Genomic DNA, 17,629 nt, shown 5'->3' on the forward strand with positions numbered 1-17,629 from the left:
ACGATCCGGACAGGAAGTGAGATGCGGTATGGGCCCATTTGGATCGGGAAAGCCGGAGTGACCTGGGTCACATCCGCCCGAATCAGGAGCCGTCGCCGTGCAGCGCCTCGGACGCCCCGGTGACCAGGAACTCGACGCGGTGCGCGACCGAGACGGCCTGGTCGCCGAACCGCTCGTAGAAGCGCCCGGCGAGGGTCATGTCGACCACGGCCTGCACGCCGCCCGACGGGGGCTGCCGCAGGATCACGGTGAACAGGTCGCGGTGCAGGCGGTCCATCTCGTCGTCGTCGGCCTCCATGCGCCGGGCGGCGTCGAGATCCCGGTCGGCGATGATGCCGGCGACCCGGGCGGCCAGGCGCCGGGCGCTGTCGCCCATCCGCTGGATGTCGGCACGCAGGTCGGGTGGCACGGCGCAGTCGGGGTGACGCAGGCAGACGAGTTTGGCCACGTGCCGGGCCAGGTCGCCCATCCGCTCCAGCGAACCGCTCATCCGCAGGGCGGCCAGCAGCGAGCGCAGGTCGGTGGCGACCGGGGCCTGGCGGGCGATCAGCACCAGAACCTGTTCCTCGACCTCGTCGTGCAGCCGGCTCATCCGCTCGCGGTCGCCGATGACGCTCTCGGCGAGGGCCCGGTCGGCCTCGAGCAGGGCGGTGGTGGCCCGGCCGATCGCCTCGCCGGCCAGCTCGGCCATCTCCACGAGCCGCGCGTCGACGGCCTGCAGCGCGGCCTCGAACTCCCTGCGCACACTTCCGCTCACGCGGTTTCACCTCTCCCCGCCCGGCTTCCGGTGAGACGCGATGCCACGCTGCCGGACACCGTCGATCATCACCCTAGCGGCGTGAGGGACCGCGCCTCCAGGCTCGGGCGGCGGCAGGGCACCCTTCCTGCGTGGTCCTCCTGGTCAACATCACGCGTGAGGCGTTTCTCGACCACGCCCGCGAGCGCCGGATCGCCGCCGTGGCCGCCCCGTCCACCCCCGGCGGGTGGACGGCCGTGCAGTCGGACACCGTTCTGGCGCACGAACTCCCGGCCGGTTCCCGCTTCGTCGACGCGGACACCGACGACGACGGGACGCTCCACCTCGTCGTCGTCGGTGTCCACCGGCATCGCCTGACCTGGTTGCCGGGCGGGGCGCCGAGCGGTCCGGTCGCCGAGGCCGCCGCCGCTCCGGGCGGCCGGTTCGCCCCGGCGCCCGCGGCCCGCACGACCCCCGAGGTCGCACTCCGGTTCCCGCCGGGTTCCGGGGACGGCCCGATGGACAACCCGAGCAGGGTCCTGGACGAGCTGATCCACGCGGCCCACCCGGCGGCCCGGCCCTGCTGACCGGCGAGGCCGACCATGCGCTCCGGACGGGCGTCTTCGCGCTGCCGACCTTCTACCTGACCCGCAAGCTGCGCGGGTACCGGCGCCGGACCACGTGTCCGAATCGCGTTCTTCGCTCCCCTACGATGTGCACGCTCCCGGAACCGTCACCTCAGGAAGGCCGCAGCCATGACCACGCCGGACTGGGCACCTCCCGGACTCGACCTCGACGTGCCCTCGCCGGCCCGCGTCTACGACTACTTCCTCGGCGGGGCGCACAATTTCGCCGTCGACCGGGAGTTCGCCGAGAAGGTGCGCGCGGTCATCCCGACGATCGCGACCGCGGCGCAGACCAACCGGGCGTTCGTGCAGCGGGCGGTCACGTTCATGGCCGGGCAGGGCGTCGGCCAGTTCCTCGACCTGGGCTCGGGCATCCCGACGATGAGCAACGTGCACGAGATCGTGCGGCCGCTGGTGCCGCACGCACGCGTGCTCTACGTCGACCACGATCCGGTCGCCGTCGCGCACAGCCGGCTGATCCTGAAGGACGACCCCGCCACCGGGGTCCTGCGCGCGGATCTGCGCCACCCGCAGGACATCCTGGGCTCCCCCGAACTCGCCGACCTGCTCGACCTGTCCCGTCCGGTCGGGCTGCTGCTGGCCTCGGTGCTACCGTTCGTGCCCGACCGTGACCAGCCGCACGAGGCGGTGGCCCAGTTGCGCGACGCGGCCGCCCCCGGCAGCTTCGTGGCGATCACGCACGTCATCGACGAGCCCGGCCGGGCGGGTGGCCCGGACACCACCCGCGAGGCGGCCGGGCTCTACCGCGGGGCCTCGGACTCGATGGCGGTGCGCACCCGCGAGCAGGTCGAGGCGTTCTTCGGCGACTGGGACCTGGTCGAACCGGGCCTGGTCTGGACCGCGCAGTGGCGCCCCTCGTGGCCCGACGAGGCCGAGCACGCCGAGGGGGCACTCGCGGTCGCCGGTGTGGCCCGGCGCTGAGACGTCACCGGGGGCGGGTCGTCGGCCGCAGCTCCGGCCGCCAGGCCTGGAGCCGGCCCTTGCCCCGCCCCTTCGCCTCGTACATCGCCAGGTCGGCCCGGATCAGCAGGTCCTCGAGCCCGGCCCCGGGTTCGCCGCGCACCAGGCCGATGCTCGCGCCGATCGTGTACTCCCCGTCCGGGCCGGACGTCAGCATCGACGTACCCAGCACCACCCGCTCGGCGATGCGGGCGGCGGCGTCCTCGTCGATACCGCGCAACAGCACCGCGAACTCGTCGCCACCCAGCCGGGCGACCACGTCGTCCGTACGCACCAGGCTCTGCAGCAGGGCGGCCACCCGCACCAGCAGGGCGTCGCCGGCGGCGTGGCCGAGGTTGTCGTTGACCTCCTTGAAGTCGTCGAGGTCGATGAACAGCACGCTGACCGGCCCGGGATCCGGATGGGACAGGACCTGCCCGGTGGCCTCGGTGAAGCCCGTGCGGTTGACCAGCCCGGTCAGCGGGTCGGTGAGTGCCTGCACGCGTAACTCGCTGTGCGCCAGGCTGTTGCGGTAGGCCAGCAGCACCTGGTTCAGGATGCTTCCGGCGGTGGCCGTGACGTCCTTCGGCACCGGCCCCGGAAAGCCGAGAGCGACCGCCTCGGTGGGCGTCTCGTCATAGATCAGGGGTTCCCAGTGGCAGTCCTCGCCCAGGGGACGCCAGAACGCCGGCGACCCCAGATCACCGGCCGGCGGCAGCCGTTCGGGTGTCCGGGCCAGGAATCCGGCGCTGCTGGTGATTTTCACACCCTGGTCGTCACGGCGCACCGAGACCGCCCGCAGTCCGGGCGTGTCGGCGACCAGCGCCTCGATCGCGCGCAGGCCGATCACGCGGATCCGGGCCTCGTCGAGGGCACCGAGCAACTCCTGCCCGGTGCGTGAGATCAGCCGCTCCCGGCGGGCACTCGCCTCCCGGGCGGCGATCGAGACGGCCAGCTGCCACCCGAAGAAACTCACCGTGGCCGTGCTCAGCAGCCCCGCGACCAGCGCGGCCCGGAAGATCCGGGGATCGGCCTCCGGCTGCGCCTGGGCCCAGAGCGGCACTCCCACGACGAAACTCAGCAGGTACAGCACCGTCCGCAGCAACGCCCGCCGGCTGGAGGTGTAAAGCCCCCGGTACAGGATGGTCTGGAAAGCGATGCCGAACGCGACCAGCGGCACCTGTGAGAACACCAGAACCAGCGTGAAACAGCCCGCGTCGAGCACGTCCGCCGCGACGGGTGCCCGGGCCCGGCGGTAACCCACCACGAGCGAGGCGGCCAGCACCAGCAGCGTGGCCGCCATGAAGGCCTTCTGCCCGCTCGCCAGCACGAGCGGTGGGGCGCAGGCCGCGACCGTGCCGAGGATGACCACGCCCGCGATCCAGCGGGTGCGGGCCAGCGCCTCGTCCCGCAGCGGCAGCCGCCACCAGGCGGGCGTCCCGCCCGGGACCTCGTCCCGCGCCTGATCCCGCTCGTGATTCTGTGCCTGGCCCCGCGCCTGGTCTTGTGCCTGATCCCGTGCCTGGTCTTGCGCCCGATCCCGTGCCTGGTCTTGCGCCCGATCCCGTGCCTGGTCTTGCGCCCGATCCCGCGTCCGGTCTTGCACCCGATCCCGCGCCTGGTCTTGCGCCTGATCCCGCGCCCGGTCCCGCGTCTGATCCCGCGGGGGCAGAGGCCACCACGACGGTAACCGTCCCCTTCGACCTCTGCCCACGACGTCGTCCCCCACGACCGCGCTCATCCGGTGCCGGAGGAGCTCTCCCCTTCTCGGCGTCCGGGGCACCGGCCTTGACCGCGCGATCCGCCGCTCAGGTCACCCGGCATCGGAAGCGGCCAAGACCGGGGGCCACCGGAACTCCGGCTCCCAGGACGCCACCAAGGTCACCCGGCCAAGGTCACCCAGCAGAGGTCACCCGGGCCGAGGTCACTGGGCCGGGTTCACCGGGCCGGGTTCACCGGGCCGAGGTTCACCAGGCAGAGGTCACCGGGCCAAGGTCACCAGGCAGAGGTCACCAGGCAGAGGTCACCGGGCCAAGGTCACCAAGCAGAGGTCACCGGGCCAAGGTCACCAAGCCAGGTTCACCAGGCCAAGGTCACCGGGCCAGGTTCACCACCGCTCGGTCAGGTGCTCCCGCCCGGCCGGCGGCTCGTAGGCCTCCGGCCAGAAGTCGGTGATCCGCGTGATCAGCCCGTCCGCGGACAGGTCCAGCCAGACACACGCGTCCATACGCTCCGAACCGACCGCGACCTCGAGCCACAGCGCCACCGACGGCCCGTCCGCCACCACCCGCCGCACCGACAGGTGCCAGTCACCGGGATATTCAGCATTGAAGCGCACGAAACGCTCGAGACCCACGATGCGCTCGCGGGTCTGCGGCATCTCGTAGACCACGTCGGGACTCAGAAGCGCGGCCAGGCCCTCCCAGTCACGGCTCTTGAGCAACTCGACGTAGGTCGTCCCGGCCTGCCCGGCGCTCACGGGCGGCCGTGCAGCGCCACCGGCAGCCGCTCGATGCCGTAGACCGCGGACAGCTTGTGGAAGCCGAGTTCGTCGGGCGTCCCGGTGACCTCGAGGTCGGGGAACCGGACGGCCAGGGCCCGCAACGAGATCCGCAGCTGCATGCGGGCCAGCTCGGCCCCCACACAGCGGTGCATGCCGTGCCCGAACGCCAGGTGCCGGGTCGGCTCGCGGTGCGGGTTGAAGGTGTTGGGATCCCCGGAGTCACCGGTGAGCTTCGGGTCGCGGTTCGCCGCCATCAGCGAGAACCCGACCACATCGCCCTCCCTGATCTGCGCGTCCCCCAGCACCAGGTCCTTCTTGGCGATGCGCAGGAACGCCAGCTGCACGACCGTGAGGTGGCGCAGCAGCTCCTCCACGACCCGGTCGACCGAGGACGGGTCGTCACGCAGCAGGTCCATCGCACCCGGGGTCCGGGCCAGCGTGTAGACCGCGAGCGCGAGCATCGACGCGGAGGTCTCGTAGCCGCCGAGGAAGACGCCGTCGGCGATGCCACCGAGGGTGAGGTCGTCGAGCTCGTCCGCGTGCTCCCTGAGCAGGCCGCCGATGAGCCCGGGCCCGGGCTCCAGGCGCTGGGCCGCGACCGCCTTGATCAGGAACTCGCGGGTGTGCGCGGCGGCGCCGAACACGCCCGGGCCGCCCTGGGTCAGGTCGAACCGGGCGACCCCCAGGTCGCGGAAGCGCTCGCGGTCTTCGACGGGCAGGCCGAGCAGCTCACAGATGACGGTGAACGGGACCGGGAAGGCGAACTCCTTGACCAGGTCGACCTCGGCCCCGGCGCTCTCCATGGCGTCGAGCCGCTCGTTGACGATGCGGGCGATGACCGGCTCGAGCCGGGCCAGCCGGCGCATCGTGAACTCGGGCGTCAGGTAGCGGCGCAGCGCGGTGTGCAGCGGCGGGTCGGTCATGCCGAGGCCGCCGATCTGCTCCTCGTCGCTGCGGCCCTCCTGGGACACGAACTGGCCCAGGTCGTTGGACCATGAGGTGCCGTCGGCGAGACCGGCGCGGGACTGGTCGTACCCGCTGACGAGCCAGACGTCCCGGCCGAAGAGCGTGGCGAGCTTCTTGACCGGTTCCTCGGTGGTGAGCCGGGTCAGCTCGGGCAGCGGGTCGATCCCGTCGCGCTCGAGCGGCAGCTTGACCGAGTCCGGCAGGAAGCGCAGGGTGCGCAGGTCGATGCCCCGGCTCAGACGGCGCCGGACGATGATCCCGGCCAGCTTGGTGAAGGGCTTGGTGAAGGGCTTGGTCAGGGGCGCCGGGGGACGCAGGCGACGCCTGGTCACGCCGGGTCCGTCCAACGGCGGCGAGGACCTCAGAACGCGTGACAATGGAGTGGCCTTTCGGACGGGCGGGAGTGCGGACCTGAGGTTAGGCGCTCGTCACTGCCGGTCGTCGGGCGGGGTCGCGTCATTGCCACCTGTCGGACGGGTCCTGGTACCGGAGTGACTCCAAGGTCAATTCGACCTAGTGCGCTGCCCGGTTGTCCAGCACATTGAGGACATCGACGGCAGGTCGTCGAGGGCCGTTCACCCCGTCCGCCGCCGGTCGTGTGCCTCCACGGTGATGATGCGGTCGTGACGGCGGACGCGCGAACTGGGCGCCGGTGGGCCCCTCCGGTGCCCAGGTGCGCAGGTCAGGGGAAGTTCGGCAGGACCTGAGCGGCCGTTCGGGCGAGGATCTCGTCGTTCTCGGCGGCCGGGAAAGGGGCCAGGACGACCGAGGTGGCCCCGGCTTCCAGCAGGGACCGGATCTTGGTCACACACTCCCCCGGGGTACCGCACACCGTGAAGGTGTCCACCCAGGCGTCCGGCAGCGCATCAGCGATGAGTGACAGGTCGCCGAGCGCCAGGATCTCCCCCATCCGCTCGTGGATGCCGTGCACCCCGGTCAGCGCGCTCGGGCCGATCGCCCGGAGGTAGAACGCCAGGGCGCTGCGACCGTGGGCCCGGGCGACGTCCCCGTCCTCGTGCACGCTGTAGATCACGAAGACCGGCATCCGGTGGGCGGTGACGTCACGCCCGGAGCGGGCCGCGCCGGCCGCTATGCGCTCGCGGGCGTAGGCCACGTAGGTCGGCGCGGCCAGGGCGGACAGGATCGTGCCGTCGGCGAGCTCCCCGGCCAGCTCCAGCGAACGGGGCCCGACGACACCCGCGTACAGGTCGACGCCGTCCGGGTTCGGATGGGTGAGCGTGACCTGGTCGAAGCGGTAGGGGCCGTCGTCGACGGTGAGGGTCTGCCCGGCCAGCAGGGCGCGGACGGTCTCGAGGACGCCGCGCAGTGAGGTGAGGGGGGACGCGGGGTACAGGCCCATCTGCCGGGTCCAGAAGGGGACGCCGTGGCCGATGCCCGCGACGAGGCGCTCGGGGAAGGCGAGGCTGAGGGTGGCGATCTCCATGGCGGTGACCGCCGGGTGCCGCACCACCGCCGACATGATCCCGATGCCGACACCGATCTCCCGCGTGGAGGCCAGGGCGATCGCGGCGCCGGCCGGGCCGGAGAGCATGAAATAGTCCTCGGCCAGCCAGAGTTCGCCGAAACCGGCACGCTCGACGGCGGCGCAGACTCCGGCCAGCTCGGCGGGCGGGGTGGTGCCGTGAACCAGTGCGCCGACCGGGGAACGGCCACTCATCGTCGGTCCTCTCCGTCGTTCCGGGTGTCGGGGAAGGACAACGATGGAACCAGGGTGTGCGCACGGGGGTGGGGACCGGTCGACGCGTGACCGGGCCGGGTCCGGCGATCACCAGCCGGATCACCGACGAGGCCGCTGAACGTCGCAGCCCTATGCCCGCACTAAGCACCCGACCCGGCACTGAGGCCCGGGGCCCGCAGCCGCGGCCCGGTCCCGACGGGAACCCCCTCATCGAGCAGCCGCCGGTACAGCGCCAGGTGGGACTGCGCCGACGCCTCCCAGGTGTGCGCCGACGCCAACGCGGAGCCGCGGTGGGTGCGGCCGGCGTCGGCCGGGCCCACCAGGTCGGACAGCAGCGCCTCCCCCAGGGACGCCGCGTCACCCGCGAACCGCACCGCGTCACGGAACACCTCACGCAGCACCGGCAGGTCGCGCACCACCACCGGGCGGCGCGCGGCCAGGGCCTCCATCGCCGCCAGCCCGAAGCCCTCGGCGGTGCTCGGGAACGCGAACGCCGCGCACGAGGCGACCAGGCCGGGCAGGTCGTCGTCCGGCACCGGCCCCAGAACCGTCATGCGCACCCCCAGTTCCGCCACCAGCTCGTCGACCTGCGCGCGGTAGTCCCGGTAGTCGAACAGCGTCTCGCCGCCGGCCACCAGCAACTGCACCCCGGGCCGCGCGGTCTGCACCGCGGCCATGGCCCGCACCAGGTCGAGCGTGCCCTTGCGGGGCTCGATGCCCCCGACCGCCAGCACGAACTCCCCGAACCGCGAGGTCCACGACCCGTCGGGCACCGCGGTGGCGAAGCGTCGCGCGTCCACCCCGTTCGGGATCACCGTGGCCCCGATGCCCCACCCCTGCTCCAGCTCCCCGGCCACCGACGCCGAGACACACACGTGCGCAACCGGTTCGGTGATCGCCCGCTCGTGACAGGCCGCCAGCTGCGGCGTGGTGAAGTGGTCGAGGTGGTGCACCGTGCGCACCCGGCCGGGCACGGCGTTCGCACTGATGCAGTCCTGCGCGTGCACCACGTCGTAGTCGCCCTCGAAGGCCTCGCCCAGCACCGCGATCGAACGCAGGATCCGCTCCCCCACCGATTCCCCCTCCAGCGTGGGGAAGGGCACGGCCCGCACCCGCACCGCCTCCTCGACCGGGCGGAAGAACGTCTCGTCGCCGCCGCGCCCCAGGGTCCACACGGTGACGTCCTGCCCCGCCCGCGCGAGAGCCTCGGCCAGGGCCAGGGTGTGCACCACGCCCCCGCGCGGCCGCGTCGAATAGGTGAGCAGGCTGATCCGCATCTCCCCAGCCTGCTGCGAAAAGCGTTTCTCGGCAAGCCTTGTCACAGAAAGCCAAACGTTACGTCCGAAATCCAGAAGTGTTCCGGATGAAACACCCCGGCAATCGCAGCTGCCTTGACTGGACGGCATGAAGGCAAAGGACGACCTCTCGGGTCACCTGCTCGCCGGTGGGCTCGACGGCCGGCACGTTCCGGTCGCGGTCATCGGCGGCGGCCAGGCGGGCCTCGCCGCCAGCTACTGCCTCTCGGCCGCGAAGGTCGAGCACGTCGTTCTCGAGCGTCACCGGATCGGGTTCGAGTGGTCCGAAAGGCGCTGGGACAGCTTCTCTCTCGTCACCCCGAACTACCAGTGCCTGCTGCCCGGCCACGAGTACGCGGCCGGGGATCCCGACGGCTTCATGGTGCGCGACGAGATCGTCGACTACCTGCGCGACTACCGGCACCGGTTCGACCCGCCGCTGCACGAGGGCGTCGACGTCACCCGGCTCGGCCACGACGGCCACCGGTTCACCCTGACCACGAACCGGGGCCGGTTCTTCGCCTCCCAGGTGGTCGTCGCGACCGGCGCCTACCACCGGCCACGGATCCCGAGATTCGCCGAACGCCTGCCCGGCAGCATCATTCAGATCCACTCGGCCGACTACAAGAACCCGCGGCAACTGCCCGAGGGGGCCACGCTCGTGGTCGGCACCGGCCAGTCGGGCGCCCAGATCGCCGAGGACCTGCACCTGGCCGGGCGCACCGTGCACCTGGCCACCGGCAACGCACCCCGGGTGGCCCGGTTCTACCGCGGCCGCGACTGCATGACCTGGCTCGACGAGATCGGCCACTACACCAAGGGAATCACCGAGTTCGCCGACCAGGAGGCCACGCGTCACAAGGTCAACCACTACGTGACCGGCCGCGACGGCGGGCGGGACCTCGACCTGCGCGCCTTCGCCCGTGACGGTATGCACCTCTACGGCCGTCTCGCCGACATCACCGGCCCGGTGGCGCATTTCGCCGACGACCTGAGGAGCAACCTCGACGGGGCCGACGCGGTGATGGAGGGCATCAAGGACCTGATCGACGCCCACATCGAGCGCGAGCACCTCGACCAGCCCACCGAAGAGCGCTACACACCCGTCTGGGAACCCGGCCACCACGTCCCCACGCAGGTCGACCTGACGAGAAGCGGCATCACGTCGGTGATCTGGTGCACCGGCTTCGACGCCGACTACCGCTGGGTCGACCTGCCCGTCTTCGACGGGCGCGGCTACCCCGCACACCACCGCGGTGTCACCAGCCGGCCCGGGCTCTACGTGCTCGGCCTGCCCTGGCAGTGGACCTGGGGTTCGGGCCGCTTCCGCGGGGTCGGCGAGGACGCCCGGTACCTGACCGAGCAGATCGTGCGGGCCACCCAGAGCACGCGGCGCGTGGCATGATCCACTGCGACGCGCACCGGCACCTGGGCGTGCTGCCCGAATACCCGTTCTACGGCGGGCCCCCGATCCGGGCCGACGTCACCGCCCGGGCCACGATCCGCGAGTTGCTCAAGGATCTCGACGCGGAGAACACCGAACGCGCCCTGGTCATCCCCAACTACGGTGTGCCGCAACCCGATCTGGCGTTCAGCTTCAACGAGCTGGTGGTGGAGGCGGCCCAGACCGACGAACGCGTCCGGGCCGGACTCTGGGTGTCGGCCCGACCGGAGGACGCCGAGCGCACGGCCCAGGCCCTGAAACTGGCCGGCGAACCCGGTGTGAAGGCCCTGAAGCTGAGCTTCCTGCTCGGCGGCAGCGTCGACGACACCACCCCCGGACTCGAGGCCATCTTCCGGGCGGCCCGCCGGCACAACCTGGTCGTGCACGTGCACACCAGCCCGGGCGGCGCCAGTGACATCGACGAGATCGGCAAGCTCGTCGAGCGGTACGCCGACGACGTGAAGCTGCACCTGGTGCACCTCGGCGGCGGCATGAGCGGCCACATGAAACTGATCGGCGGCCGCTTCTTCGACTGGATCGACCAGGGCAAGCAGGTCTACACCGACCTGTCCTGGGCGATCGGGTTCGCACCACGCTGGCTGGCGCGGGAGATCTCCCGGCGCGGCCTCGGCCACGACCGGGTGCTCTTCGCCAGCGACCAGCCCTGGGGTGACTTCGAGGGTGAATATGCCCGCCTCAGAGCTGGGTTCGGGGACGGTGAACTGGCCGCCCTCGCCCTGCACGGAACGTTCGAGAAACTCTACGACTAGATCGACGACCAGAAGGGTCCCGACATGACCGACCTGACCGAGCTCGAGCAGAAGTCCCTCGAGGAGATCCCCCACCCCTCCCTGCCCGAGGGGTCCAGCATCTACGGCGGCACCAAGGTCTTCCCCGACTACCAGGCCGAGAACGGCGAGAGCTACTTCACCCTCGTGCACGGCATCGCCCACGAGTCGTCGGTGAGCTTCGTCGCGATCCTGCAGGCCACCCGGGCGCTGCGCAAAGGCTTCGAGTCGGCCATCTACTTCTACGGCCCGGGCTCGCTGAACGCCCTGGCCACGCGCGGTTTCCCGACCACCGGCACGAGCGCCTTCCCGGGCGAGCACAACATCAACTCCTCCCTGGCCACGTTCATCAAGGAGGGCGGCAAGGTCTACTGCTGCCGGTTCGGGCTGTCGCTGCACGGCGCCCGTGAGGAAGACCTGATCGAGGGCGTCATCCCCACGCACCCCCTCGACGTGCAGGACGCGCTGATCCACTACGCGCGCAAGGGCGCCATCATCAACTCGACCTACATGATCTGAGGTCTGCTCATGGACACCGTCACGAGAGTGAACCTCGCCGTGCGCGGGGTGCGGGTCGACGCCCCGGTGCGGCGCAGCAAGGGCGCCGGGCCCAGCGACGACGGGCACCTGCTGCTCGACGGCGAGAACGCGGCCCTGCCGATCGTCGCCGACAGCCCGTACGTGATCCGTCAGGGCCGGGTCTACGAGGGCCGCATCGACCTCGGCCTGAGCGTGAACACCGTGGCCCGGCCGAAGTTCTACGACCTCACCACCGCTGACGGTGTCCCCTACGAGAAGATCGCCCTGCTGCATGGGAAGGACGTGCTGGCCACCACGGTCGTGCAGACCTGCATCCGCTACGACGAACCCCAGCGGTGCCGGTTCTGCGCGATCGAGGAGTCGCTGAAGCAGGGCTCGACCATCGCCGCGAAGACGCCCGCCCAGCTGGCCGAGGTGGCCGAGGCCGCGGTCCGGCTGGACGGCGTGCGGCAGATGGTCATGACCACGGGCACCACCACCGGCCCGGACCGCGGCGCACGCAACCTGGTGCGCTCGGTCCGGGCGGTGCTGGCCGCGGTGCCGGGCCTGCCGATCCAGGTCCAGATCGAGCCACCGCGTGACCTTTCCGTGCTGCAGGACCTGAAGGACGCCGGGGCCGAGTCGATCGGTATCCACGTCGAGAGCATGGACGACGACCTCCGCCGGCGATGGATGCCGGGCAAGGGCAGCGTGCCGATGGCCGAGTACGAGGCGGCCTGGGACGAGGCGGTGCGGATCTTCGGCCGTAACAAGGTGTCCACGTATCTGCTGATCGGCCTGGGCGAGACCCCCGACGAGCTCGTGGCCGGGGCGAGATCGCTGATCGAGCGGGGCGTCTACCCGTTCGTGGTGCCGATGCGCCCGATGGCGGGCACCCTCGCCCGCCGCGACGGCGCGACCACCGCCCCCGCGTCCGTCGTCGCCGACGTCACCACCCGCGTGGGCGCCCTGCTGCGCGAGGCCGGGATGGCCGGTGACGACCAGGGCGCCGGCTGCGCGGCCTGCGGCGCGTGCAGTGCCCTGAAGGCGGCGGGCGGATGACGTCCCTGGTCGAGGAGCTGGGCGCAGCTCTGCTGCACGACCTCTCGGCGCCGCGGCGCACGCCCCGGTTCTTCGTCGAGGACGCGGACAGCACGGCTCTCGCGGCGTACCACCGGCTGCGCCGTGAGGAGTTCGTGGAGGCCCAGGGTCTGTTCGAGGGCAGCGACCTCGACGAGCACGACGCCGACGAGCGCACCGTGGTGCTGGTGGCCCGGTCCGCCGACGGCACCGTGCTCGGCGGGGTGCGGCTCGGGCCCGCCACCACCGGCCCCGATGTCGGCTGGTGGCAGGGTGGGCGCCTGGTCACCCGCGGAAGTGCCGGGGCCGGGGCGGCTCTCGTGCGCGCGGCCTGCGCCCGGGCCGAGGCGATGGGCGTGCTGCGCTTCGACGCGACCGTGCAGCCGCGCTACCGGTCGTTCTTCGCCAAGCTCGGCTGGGACTACGTGCGCCCGGTCGTCCTCAGCGGCCACCCGCACGAGCTGATGCGCTGGCCGATCGGCCGGATCGAGGCGCTGGCCTCGGCCACCAAGAAGGATCTCGGCGCCCTGCTCGCCCCGTTCGACGCGGTGGGCGGGACGGGTTTCGTCGGTGACGACGGTGCTCCCGTGCCGGGCTCCGACCTGGTCGCCGCCTGCGACGCGATCCTGCCCTCGATGGTCGAGCGTGACCCGGAGTGGGCCGGATGGTGTTCCGTGCTGGTCAATCTCAACGACCTGGCCGCGATGGGGGCCGAGCCGGTGGCCCTGCTCGACGCGGTCGGGGCCCGGGACGCCTCGTTCGCCGCACGCGTCCTTCACGGTCTGCGAAGGGCGAGCCAGGCCTACGGGGTGCCGCTGATCGGCGGTCACACCCAGCTCGGCGTCCCGGCCGCGCTGAGCGTGACCGCCCTGGGACGCACCAACCACCCGGTGCCCGGCGGCGGCGGCCGGCCCGGTCACGACATCCGGCTCACCGTCGACACCGGAGGTGCCTGGCGGCCGGGATACGCCGGGCGGCAGTGGGACTCGACCTCGCACCGCACCACCGCCGAGCTCCGGGCCATGACCGGCACGGTCGCCCGCACCCGCCCGGCGGCGGCCAAGGACGTCTCGATGGCCGGGATCGTGGGCACCCTGGGCATGCTGGCCGAGGCCAGTGGCTGTGCGGCCGTGCTCGATGTCGCGGCCGTACCGAAACCTCCGCACGCCACCACCGGCGACTGGCTCACCTGCTTCCCGGGCTTCGGGATGCTGACCGCCGGCGATGCGGGCGCCGCCGGCGATGCGGGCGCCGCGGGCGCCGGGCCCGCCGTCACCGCGGTCTGCGGCGAGCTCACCACCGGCACCGGAGTGCAGCTGCGCTGGCCCGACGGTGAACTCACCACCGCCCTGACCGGGGGCGTGACCGGCCTCGGGCCCTCGAAACCAACGGGAGACACACGATGAGCACCCTCACGCTGGGCGTCGTCTCGGCGCCGTTCGACCGCGACCTGGAGGCCGACTTCGCCCGGGTCGCGGGTCTGATCGAGCAGGCCCGGGCCCAGGGGGTGCAGCTGCTCGCCCTGCCCGAGGCCACGCTCGGCGGCTACCTCAGCGACCTGCGCGGAAGTGCCCCGCCGCCGCCCGCGTTCCGGGTGGACGGTCCCGAGATCGCCCGGCTCGCCGCGCTGGCCGGGGAGATGGTGGTGTGCGCCGGTTACTGCGAGCTCGGCGAGAACGGCGAGGTCTACAACAGCGTGGTCTGCGTCGACGGTTCCGGGGTGCTGGGCAACCACCGCAAGGTGCATCAGCCGCTGCGCGAGGACGCCCACTACACGGCCGGTTCCGGCTTCCGCGCGTTCGACACCCCGGTCGGCCGGATCGGGATGGTCATCTGCTACGACAAGGCGTTCCCGGAGTCGGCGCGCTCGCTCGCGCTCGACGGGGCGCAGATCGTGGTGTGCGTGTCGGCCTGGCCCGGCAGCCGCACCGACGCCCCCGAGAACCTCGAGGACGACCGCTGGAAGCACCGTTTCGACATCTTCGACGCCGCGCGGGCCCTGGAGAACCAGATCGTCTGGCTGTCGGCCAACCAGAGCGGCACCTTCGGGTCGCTGCGGTTCGTGGCCAGCTCGAAGATCGTCGGCCCGGGTGGGGACGTGCTGGCCGGCACCGGGGTCGGTGAGGGGATGGCGGTGGTCTCCCTGGACGTGGAGGGTTCCCTGGCCTCGGCGCGCCGGGCCATGGGGCACCTGCGCGACCGCCGTCCGGCCGCGTACGCCCGGCTCGAACCGGTCGGCTGAGCGATGGGGACGGGGGTCACCATCGCCTCGGCGGCCGCGGGTTTCGGCCGTGACCTGGAGTTCGACCTGGCCCGGGTGCGCACGCTGATCGAGCAGGCCCGCAAGGCCGGTGCCGACCTGCTCGTGCTGCCCGACGCCGCGCTCGGCGGGTACCTGGCCGACCTGCGCAACCCGGACACGGACACGCTGCCCCCGGCCCTGGAGCCCGACCACGAGCTGATCGGGCGGGTCGCGCGGGCCGCGGCCGGGATGGTCGTGTGCGTCGGCTACTGCGAGCTGGGTGACGACGGGCGGCGGTACAACAGCGCGGTCTGCGTCAGCGGTGACGGCGTGCTCGGGCGTCACCGCAAGGTGCACCTGCCCCGGGGCGAGGAGAAGGCCTACGCGCCCGGTGAGGGGTTCAGCGCGTTCGACACCCCGGCCGGGCGGATCGGGATGCTCATCGACTACGACAAGACCTTTCCCGAGTCGGCCCGGTCCCTGGCCCTGGACGGCGCCGAGGTCGTGGCCTGCCTGTCGGCCTGGCCGACCAACATCAGCAACCGGGCGCCGCGCATGAGCGACGACCGCCAGTCGCGCCTGTTCGACCTGTACGACCGCTCCCGGGCGGCCGAGAACCAGGTGGTGCTGGCCTCGGCCAACCAGACCGGCTCGCTCGGCGGGATGCGCTTCCTCGGCCAGGCCAAGGTGGTCGGCCCGGGCGGCGACATCCTGGCCCGCACCTGGGCCAAGGCCGGGCTGGCGGTGGCCACGCTCGACGTCGGGGCCGAGATCGCGGCCGCCCGGCGGGTGCTCGACCACCTCTCCGAACGCCGCCCGCACACCTACCGCTAGGACGGATCCGTTGCCCGAGATGTACTTCCACGTCACCTGGCCCGACGGCACTGCCCAGAGCTGCTACTCGCCGTCGCTGGTGATCGAGGACTTCCTGACGCCCGGCCGGAGCTACCCGGTGGCCGAGTTCGTGCGGCTCAGCGACGAGGCCCTGACCATCGCCTCCGACCGGGTGCGGGCGAAGTTCGGCTTCGCCTGCACCAGCGCGGCGGCGACCCGTTCGGCCATTGCCGACCGCGCCCGCTCACACGACGGGGGCGAGGTCACCGTGGTCGGTTTCGGCCGCGCCTGACCCGGACAGCACCTCGAGCTGCCGGTCCAGGTGGGCGCCGAAGTTCTCGATCCCGGCGGCCACGTCGCCGTCGCGGAAGATGTCGTGCACCCCGTAGGGCTCGAGCACGGTGCAGCCCACGAACCGGTAGCTGGTGGTGATCCCGAGCAGCGCCTCGGCCAGGGTCGCGCCCTTGAAGAGCACGCTGTCCGGGTTGCCGAACGTCTCCGCGGGCGCGTTCCAGGTGCTCGACACCAGGAAGCCCCGGCCCCGCAGGCGTCCGCCCGTGCCGTACTGGCGTGTGGGGTCGGAGCGGGTGCGCCCGTCGTCGGTGAGGAACGCCTTGCTGTGCAGCCCGGCGTTGAAGACCTCGTCGACGTAGCGCTTGTGGATCCACGGGGCGCCGAACCAGTTGATCGGCGTCTGCAGGATCACCAGACCGGCGTCCAGGTGGCGCTCGACCTCGACGTCGGGATCGTAGGCCTCCTCGACGCGGGTCTCGGTGACGTGGTGGCCCCGCCCGGTCAGGTGGGTCCGGGCCCGGGCGACCATGGCCGCGGTGAGGCCTCCCTCGGACCAGTCCGGGTAGGTCAGGTGGGCGTTGACGAGGTGGATGCGCACGGTTCGCTTCCTTCGGTGCCGGGGTCGGTGGGATCCCCACTCTCGGCAGCGCCCGGCGGCCGAGGGAGTCCCGCGCCAGGGGGTCATTGCCAGGGACCCCCTCGGAGACCACCCGGCGTCGTACATTCGTCGTCATGGACAGCCAGACCGAGATCCGCGCGTTCCTGATCTCGCGCCGTAACCGGCTCACGCCCGAGCAGGCCGGGCTGCCGGACTTCGGCGGCCGCCGCCGGGTGCCCGGGCTGCGCCGCGAGGAGGTCGCGCTGCTGGCCGGGATGAGCCGGGAGTACTACGTGCGCCTGGAGCGCGGTCACGCGGCCGGGGTGTCCGAGGCGGTGCTCGAGAGCGTCGCCCGGGCCCTGCGGCTCGACGAGGCCGAGCGGGCCCACCTGAACGACCTGGTGCGCGCCGCGAACGGCCGCTGCCGGGCCGGCCGCGAGACCACCGTGCGCCCGGTCGTGCGCCAGCTCCTCGACGGCATGCGGGACGTGCCCGCGTTCGTGCAGAACGGCCGTCTCGACGTGCTCGCGAGCAACCGCCTGGCCGGGGCCGTGCTCGCCCCGGTGCTCGACACGGCCGAGCACCCCAACGTCGCCCGGTTCGTGTTCCTCGACCCACGGGCGCGGACGTTCTACCGCGACTGGCCCGACACGGCGCGGCAGACCGTCGCCCTCCTGCGCACCGAGACCGGGCGCTCCCCCTCCGACGCCGTGCTCGCCGGCCTGGTCCGCGAACTCTCCACGCACTGCGAGCCGTTCCGGCGTCTGTGGGCCGACCACGACGTCCGCAGGCACCGCACCGCCATCACCAGCCTGCACCACCCGCTCGTGGGTGACCTCGATCTCTCCTGTGAGGGGTTGGGACTCACCAGCGACCCGGGGCTCGTGATGGTCGCCTACGCGGCGGCCGACGAGGCCTCGGACGACGGCCTGCGTCTGCTCGCGAGCTGGTCCGCCCCGGATTCCGGAACATCACGGCCGGACATCGACCAGATTCGGTAAGGAATCGGTGGGTGCCCCGGTCAGACCTGCCCGTCACGGTTGAG

At 72.2% G+C, this 17,629-nt stretch carries 18 protein-coding genes; 11 read left to right on the top strand and 7 right to left on the bottom strand.

The features are described from left to right. Positions 1 to 82 precede the first annotated feature (82 nt). Positions 83 to 745 carry a phosphate signaling complex protein PhoU gene (phoU, locus tag J2S57_RS32800; RefSeq protein WP_370882735.1) on the bottom strand — a complete coding sequence of 221 codons (663 nt, stop codon included), beginning with the start codon at positions 743 to 745 and terminating at the stop codon, positions 83 to 85. A 143-nt stretch (positions 746 to 888) separates the two neighbouring features. Between phoU and J2S57_RS32805 the strand changes: the two genes are divergently transcribed. Next, the gene (locus J2S57_RS32805; protein ID WP_307250016.1) at positions 889 to 1,323 is read left to right on the top strand and encodes a hypothetical protein; all 435 of its coding nucleotides are present in this window, start codon (positions 889 to 891) and stop codon (positions 1,321 to 1,323) included. 168 nt (positions 1,324 to 1,491) lie between these two features. Continuing rightward, positions 1,492 to 2,304 (top strand): SAM-dependent methyltransferase, encoded by an 813-nt coding sequence (locus J2S57_RS32810; RefSeq protein ID WP_307250018.1) that lies wholly within the window; start codon positions 1,492 to 1,494, stop codon positions 2,302 to 2,304. A gap of 4 nt (positions 2,305 to 2,308) precedes the next feature. Here the strand turns inward: J2S57_RS32810 and J2S57_RS32815 are convergent, their stop codons facing one another. From J2S57_RS32815 to J2S57_RS32835, 5 genes are all read right to left on the bottom strand, one after another. After that, on the bottom strand, positions 2,309 to 3,694 hold the full coding sequence (locus tag J2S57_RS32815; RefSeq protein ID WP_307250020.1) for a GGDEF domain-containing protein: 1,386 nt from the start codon (positions 3,692 to 3,694) through the stop codon (positions 2,309 to 2,311). Positions 3,695 to 4,429: 735 nt separating this feature from the next. Then, positions 4,430 to 4,801, bottom strand: coding sequence for a nuclear transport factor 2 family protein (locus J2S57_RS32820; protein ID WP_307250022.1), 372 nt, complete (start codon positions 4,799 to 4,801; stop codon positions 4,430 to 4,432). Beyond that, positions 4,798 to 6,123, bottom strand: a complete 1,326-nt coding sequence (locus tag J2S57_RS32825) for a cytochrome P450 (protein ID WP_307250025.1) — start codon at positions 6,121 to 6,123, stop codon at positions 4,798 to 4,800. The genes J2S57_RS32820 and J2S57_RS32825 overlap by 4 nt, the downstream gene beginning before the upstream one ends. A 350-nt stretch (positions 6,124 to 6,473) precedes the next feature. Next, complete coding sequence (locus J2S57_RS32830) at positions 6,474 to 7,469, bottom strand: LLM class flavin-dependent oxidoreductase (RefSeq protein ID WP_307250027.1); 996 nt, start codon at positions 7,467 to 7,469, stop codon at positions 6,474 to 6,476. A 161-nt stretch (positions 7,470 to 7,630) separates the two neighbouring features. Then, a complete protein-coding gene (locus tag J2S57_RS32835; RefSeq protein WP_307250029.1) occupies positions 7,631 to 8,767 on the bottom strand; it encodes an MSMEG_0565 family glycosyltransferase in 1,137 nt (378 codons plus the stop codon). A gap of 127 nt (positions 8,768 to 8,894) precedes the next feature. Here J2S57_RS32835 and J2S57_RS32840 point away from each other — a divergent pair, with 127 nt between their 5' ends. Genes J2S57_RS32840 through J2S57_RS32875 form a run of 8 tightly spaced genes read left to right on the top strand, consistent with a single transcriptional unit; the run spans position 8,895 to position 15,984 of the window. Next, positions 8,895 to 10,190 (top strand): MSMEG_0569 family flavin-dependent oxidoreductase, encoded by a 1,296-nt coding sequence (locus tag J2S57_RS32840; protein ID WP_307250031.1) that lies wholly within the window; start codon positions 8,895 to 8,897, stop codon positions 10,188 to 10,190. Continuing rightward, the gene (locus J2S57_RS32845) at positions 10,187 to 10,999 is read left to right on the top strand and encodes an amidohydrolase family protein (RefSeq protein WP_307250032.1); all 813 of its coding nucleotides are present in this window, start codon (positions 10,187 to 10,189) and stop codon (positions 10,997 to 10,999) included. The genes J2S57_RS32840 and J2S57_RS32845 overlap by 4 nt, the downstream gene beginning before the upstream one ends. Positions 11,000 to 11,023: 24 nt before the next feature. After that, on the top strand, positions 11,024 to 11,536 hold the full coding sequence (locus J2S57_RS32850) for an MSMEG_0572/Sll0783 family nitrogen starvation response protein (RefSeq protein WP_307250034.1): 513 nt from the start codon (positions 11,024 to 11,026) through the stop codon (positions 11,534 to 11,536). Between the two features lie 9 nt (positions 11,537 to 11,545). Then, positions 11,546 to 12,598, top strand: a complete 1,053-nt coding sequence (locus J2S57_RS32855) for an MSMEG_0568 family radical SAM protein (protein ID WP_307250036.1) — start codon at positions 11,546 to 11,548, stop codon at positions 12,596 to 12,598. Further along, positions 12,595 to 14,022, top strand: coding sequence for an MSMEG_0567/sll0787 family protein (locus J2S57_RS32860; RefSeq protein WP_307250038.1), 1,428 nt, complete (start codon positions 12,595 to 12,597; stop codon positions 14,020 to 14,022). The genes J2S57_RS32855 and J2S57_RS32860 overlap by 4 nt, the downstream gene beginning before the upstream one ends. Then, complete coding sequence (locus tag J2S57_RS32865; RefSeq protein WP_307250040.1) at positions 14,019 to 14,858, top strand: carbon-nitrogen hydrolase family protein; 840 nt, start codon at positions 14,019 to 14,021, stop codon at positions 14,856 to 14,858. The genes J2S57_RS32860 and J2S57_RS32865 overlap by 4 nt, the downstream gene beginning before the upstream one ends. Before the next feature lie 3 nt (positions 14,859 to 14,861). Then, positions 14,862 to 15,692: a carbon-nitrogen hydrolase family protein gene (locus tag J2S57_RS32870; RefSeq protein WP_307250042.1), complete on the top strand. Its 831-nt coding sequence runs from the start codon at positions 14,862 to 14,864 to the stop codon at positions 15,690 to 15,692. 10 nt (positions 15,693 to 15,702) lie between these two features. Beyond that, on the top strand, positions 15,703 to 15,984 hold the full coding sequence (locus J2S57_RS32875; protein WP_370882526.1) for an MSMEG_0570 family nitrogen starvation response protein: 282 nt from the start codon (positions 15,703 to 15,705) through the stop codon (positions 15,982 to 15,984). Here J2S57_RS32875 and J2S57_RS32880 read toward each other — a convergent pair. Next, entirely contained in the window at positions 15,937 to 16,584 is a 648-nt protein-coding gene (locus J2S57_RS32880) for an NAD(P)H-dependent oxidoreductase (RefSeq protein ID WP_307250044.1), read from the bottom strand. The two genes, J2S57_RS32875 and J2S57_RS32880, sit on opposite strands and share 48 nt — an antisense overlap. 134 nt (positions 16,585 to 16,718) lie before the next feature. On the opposite strand from J2S57_RS32880, the gene J2S57_RS32885 reads away from it, so the two are divergent. Beyond that, a complete protein-coding gene (locus tag J2S57_RS32885) occupies positions 16,719 to 17,585 on the top strand; it encodes a helix-turn-helix transcriptional regulator (protein ID WP_307250046.1) in 867 nt (288 codons plus the stop codon). The last annotated feature ends 44 nt before the right edge of the window (positions 17,586 to 17,629 follow it).

Source organism: Kineosporia succinea (assembly GCF_030811555.1).
GTDB classification, from domain to species: Bacteria; Actinomycetota; Actinomycetes; order Actinomycetales; family Kineosporiaceae; genus Kineosporia; species Kineosporia succinea.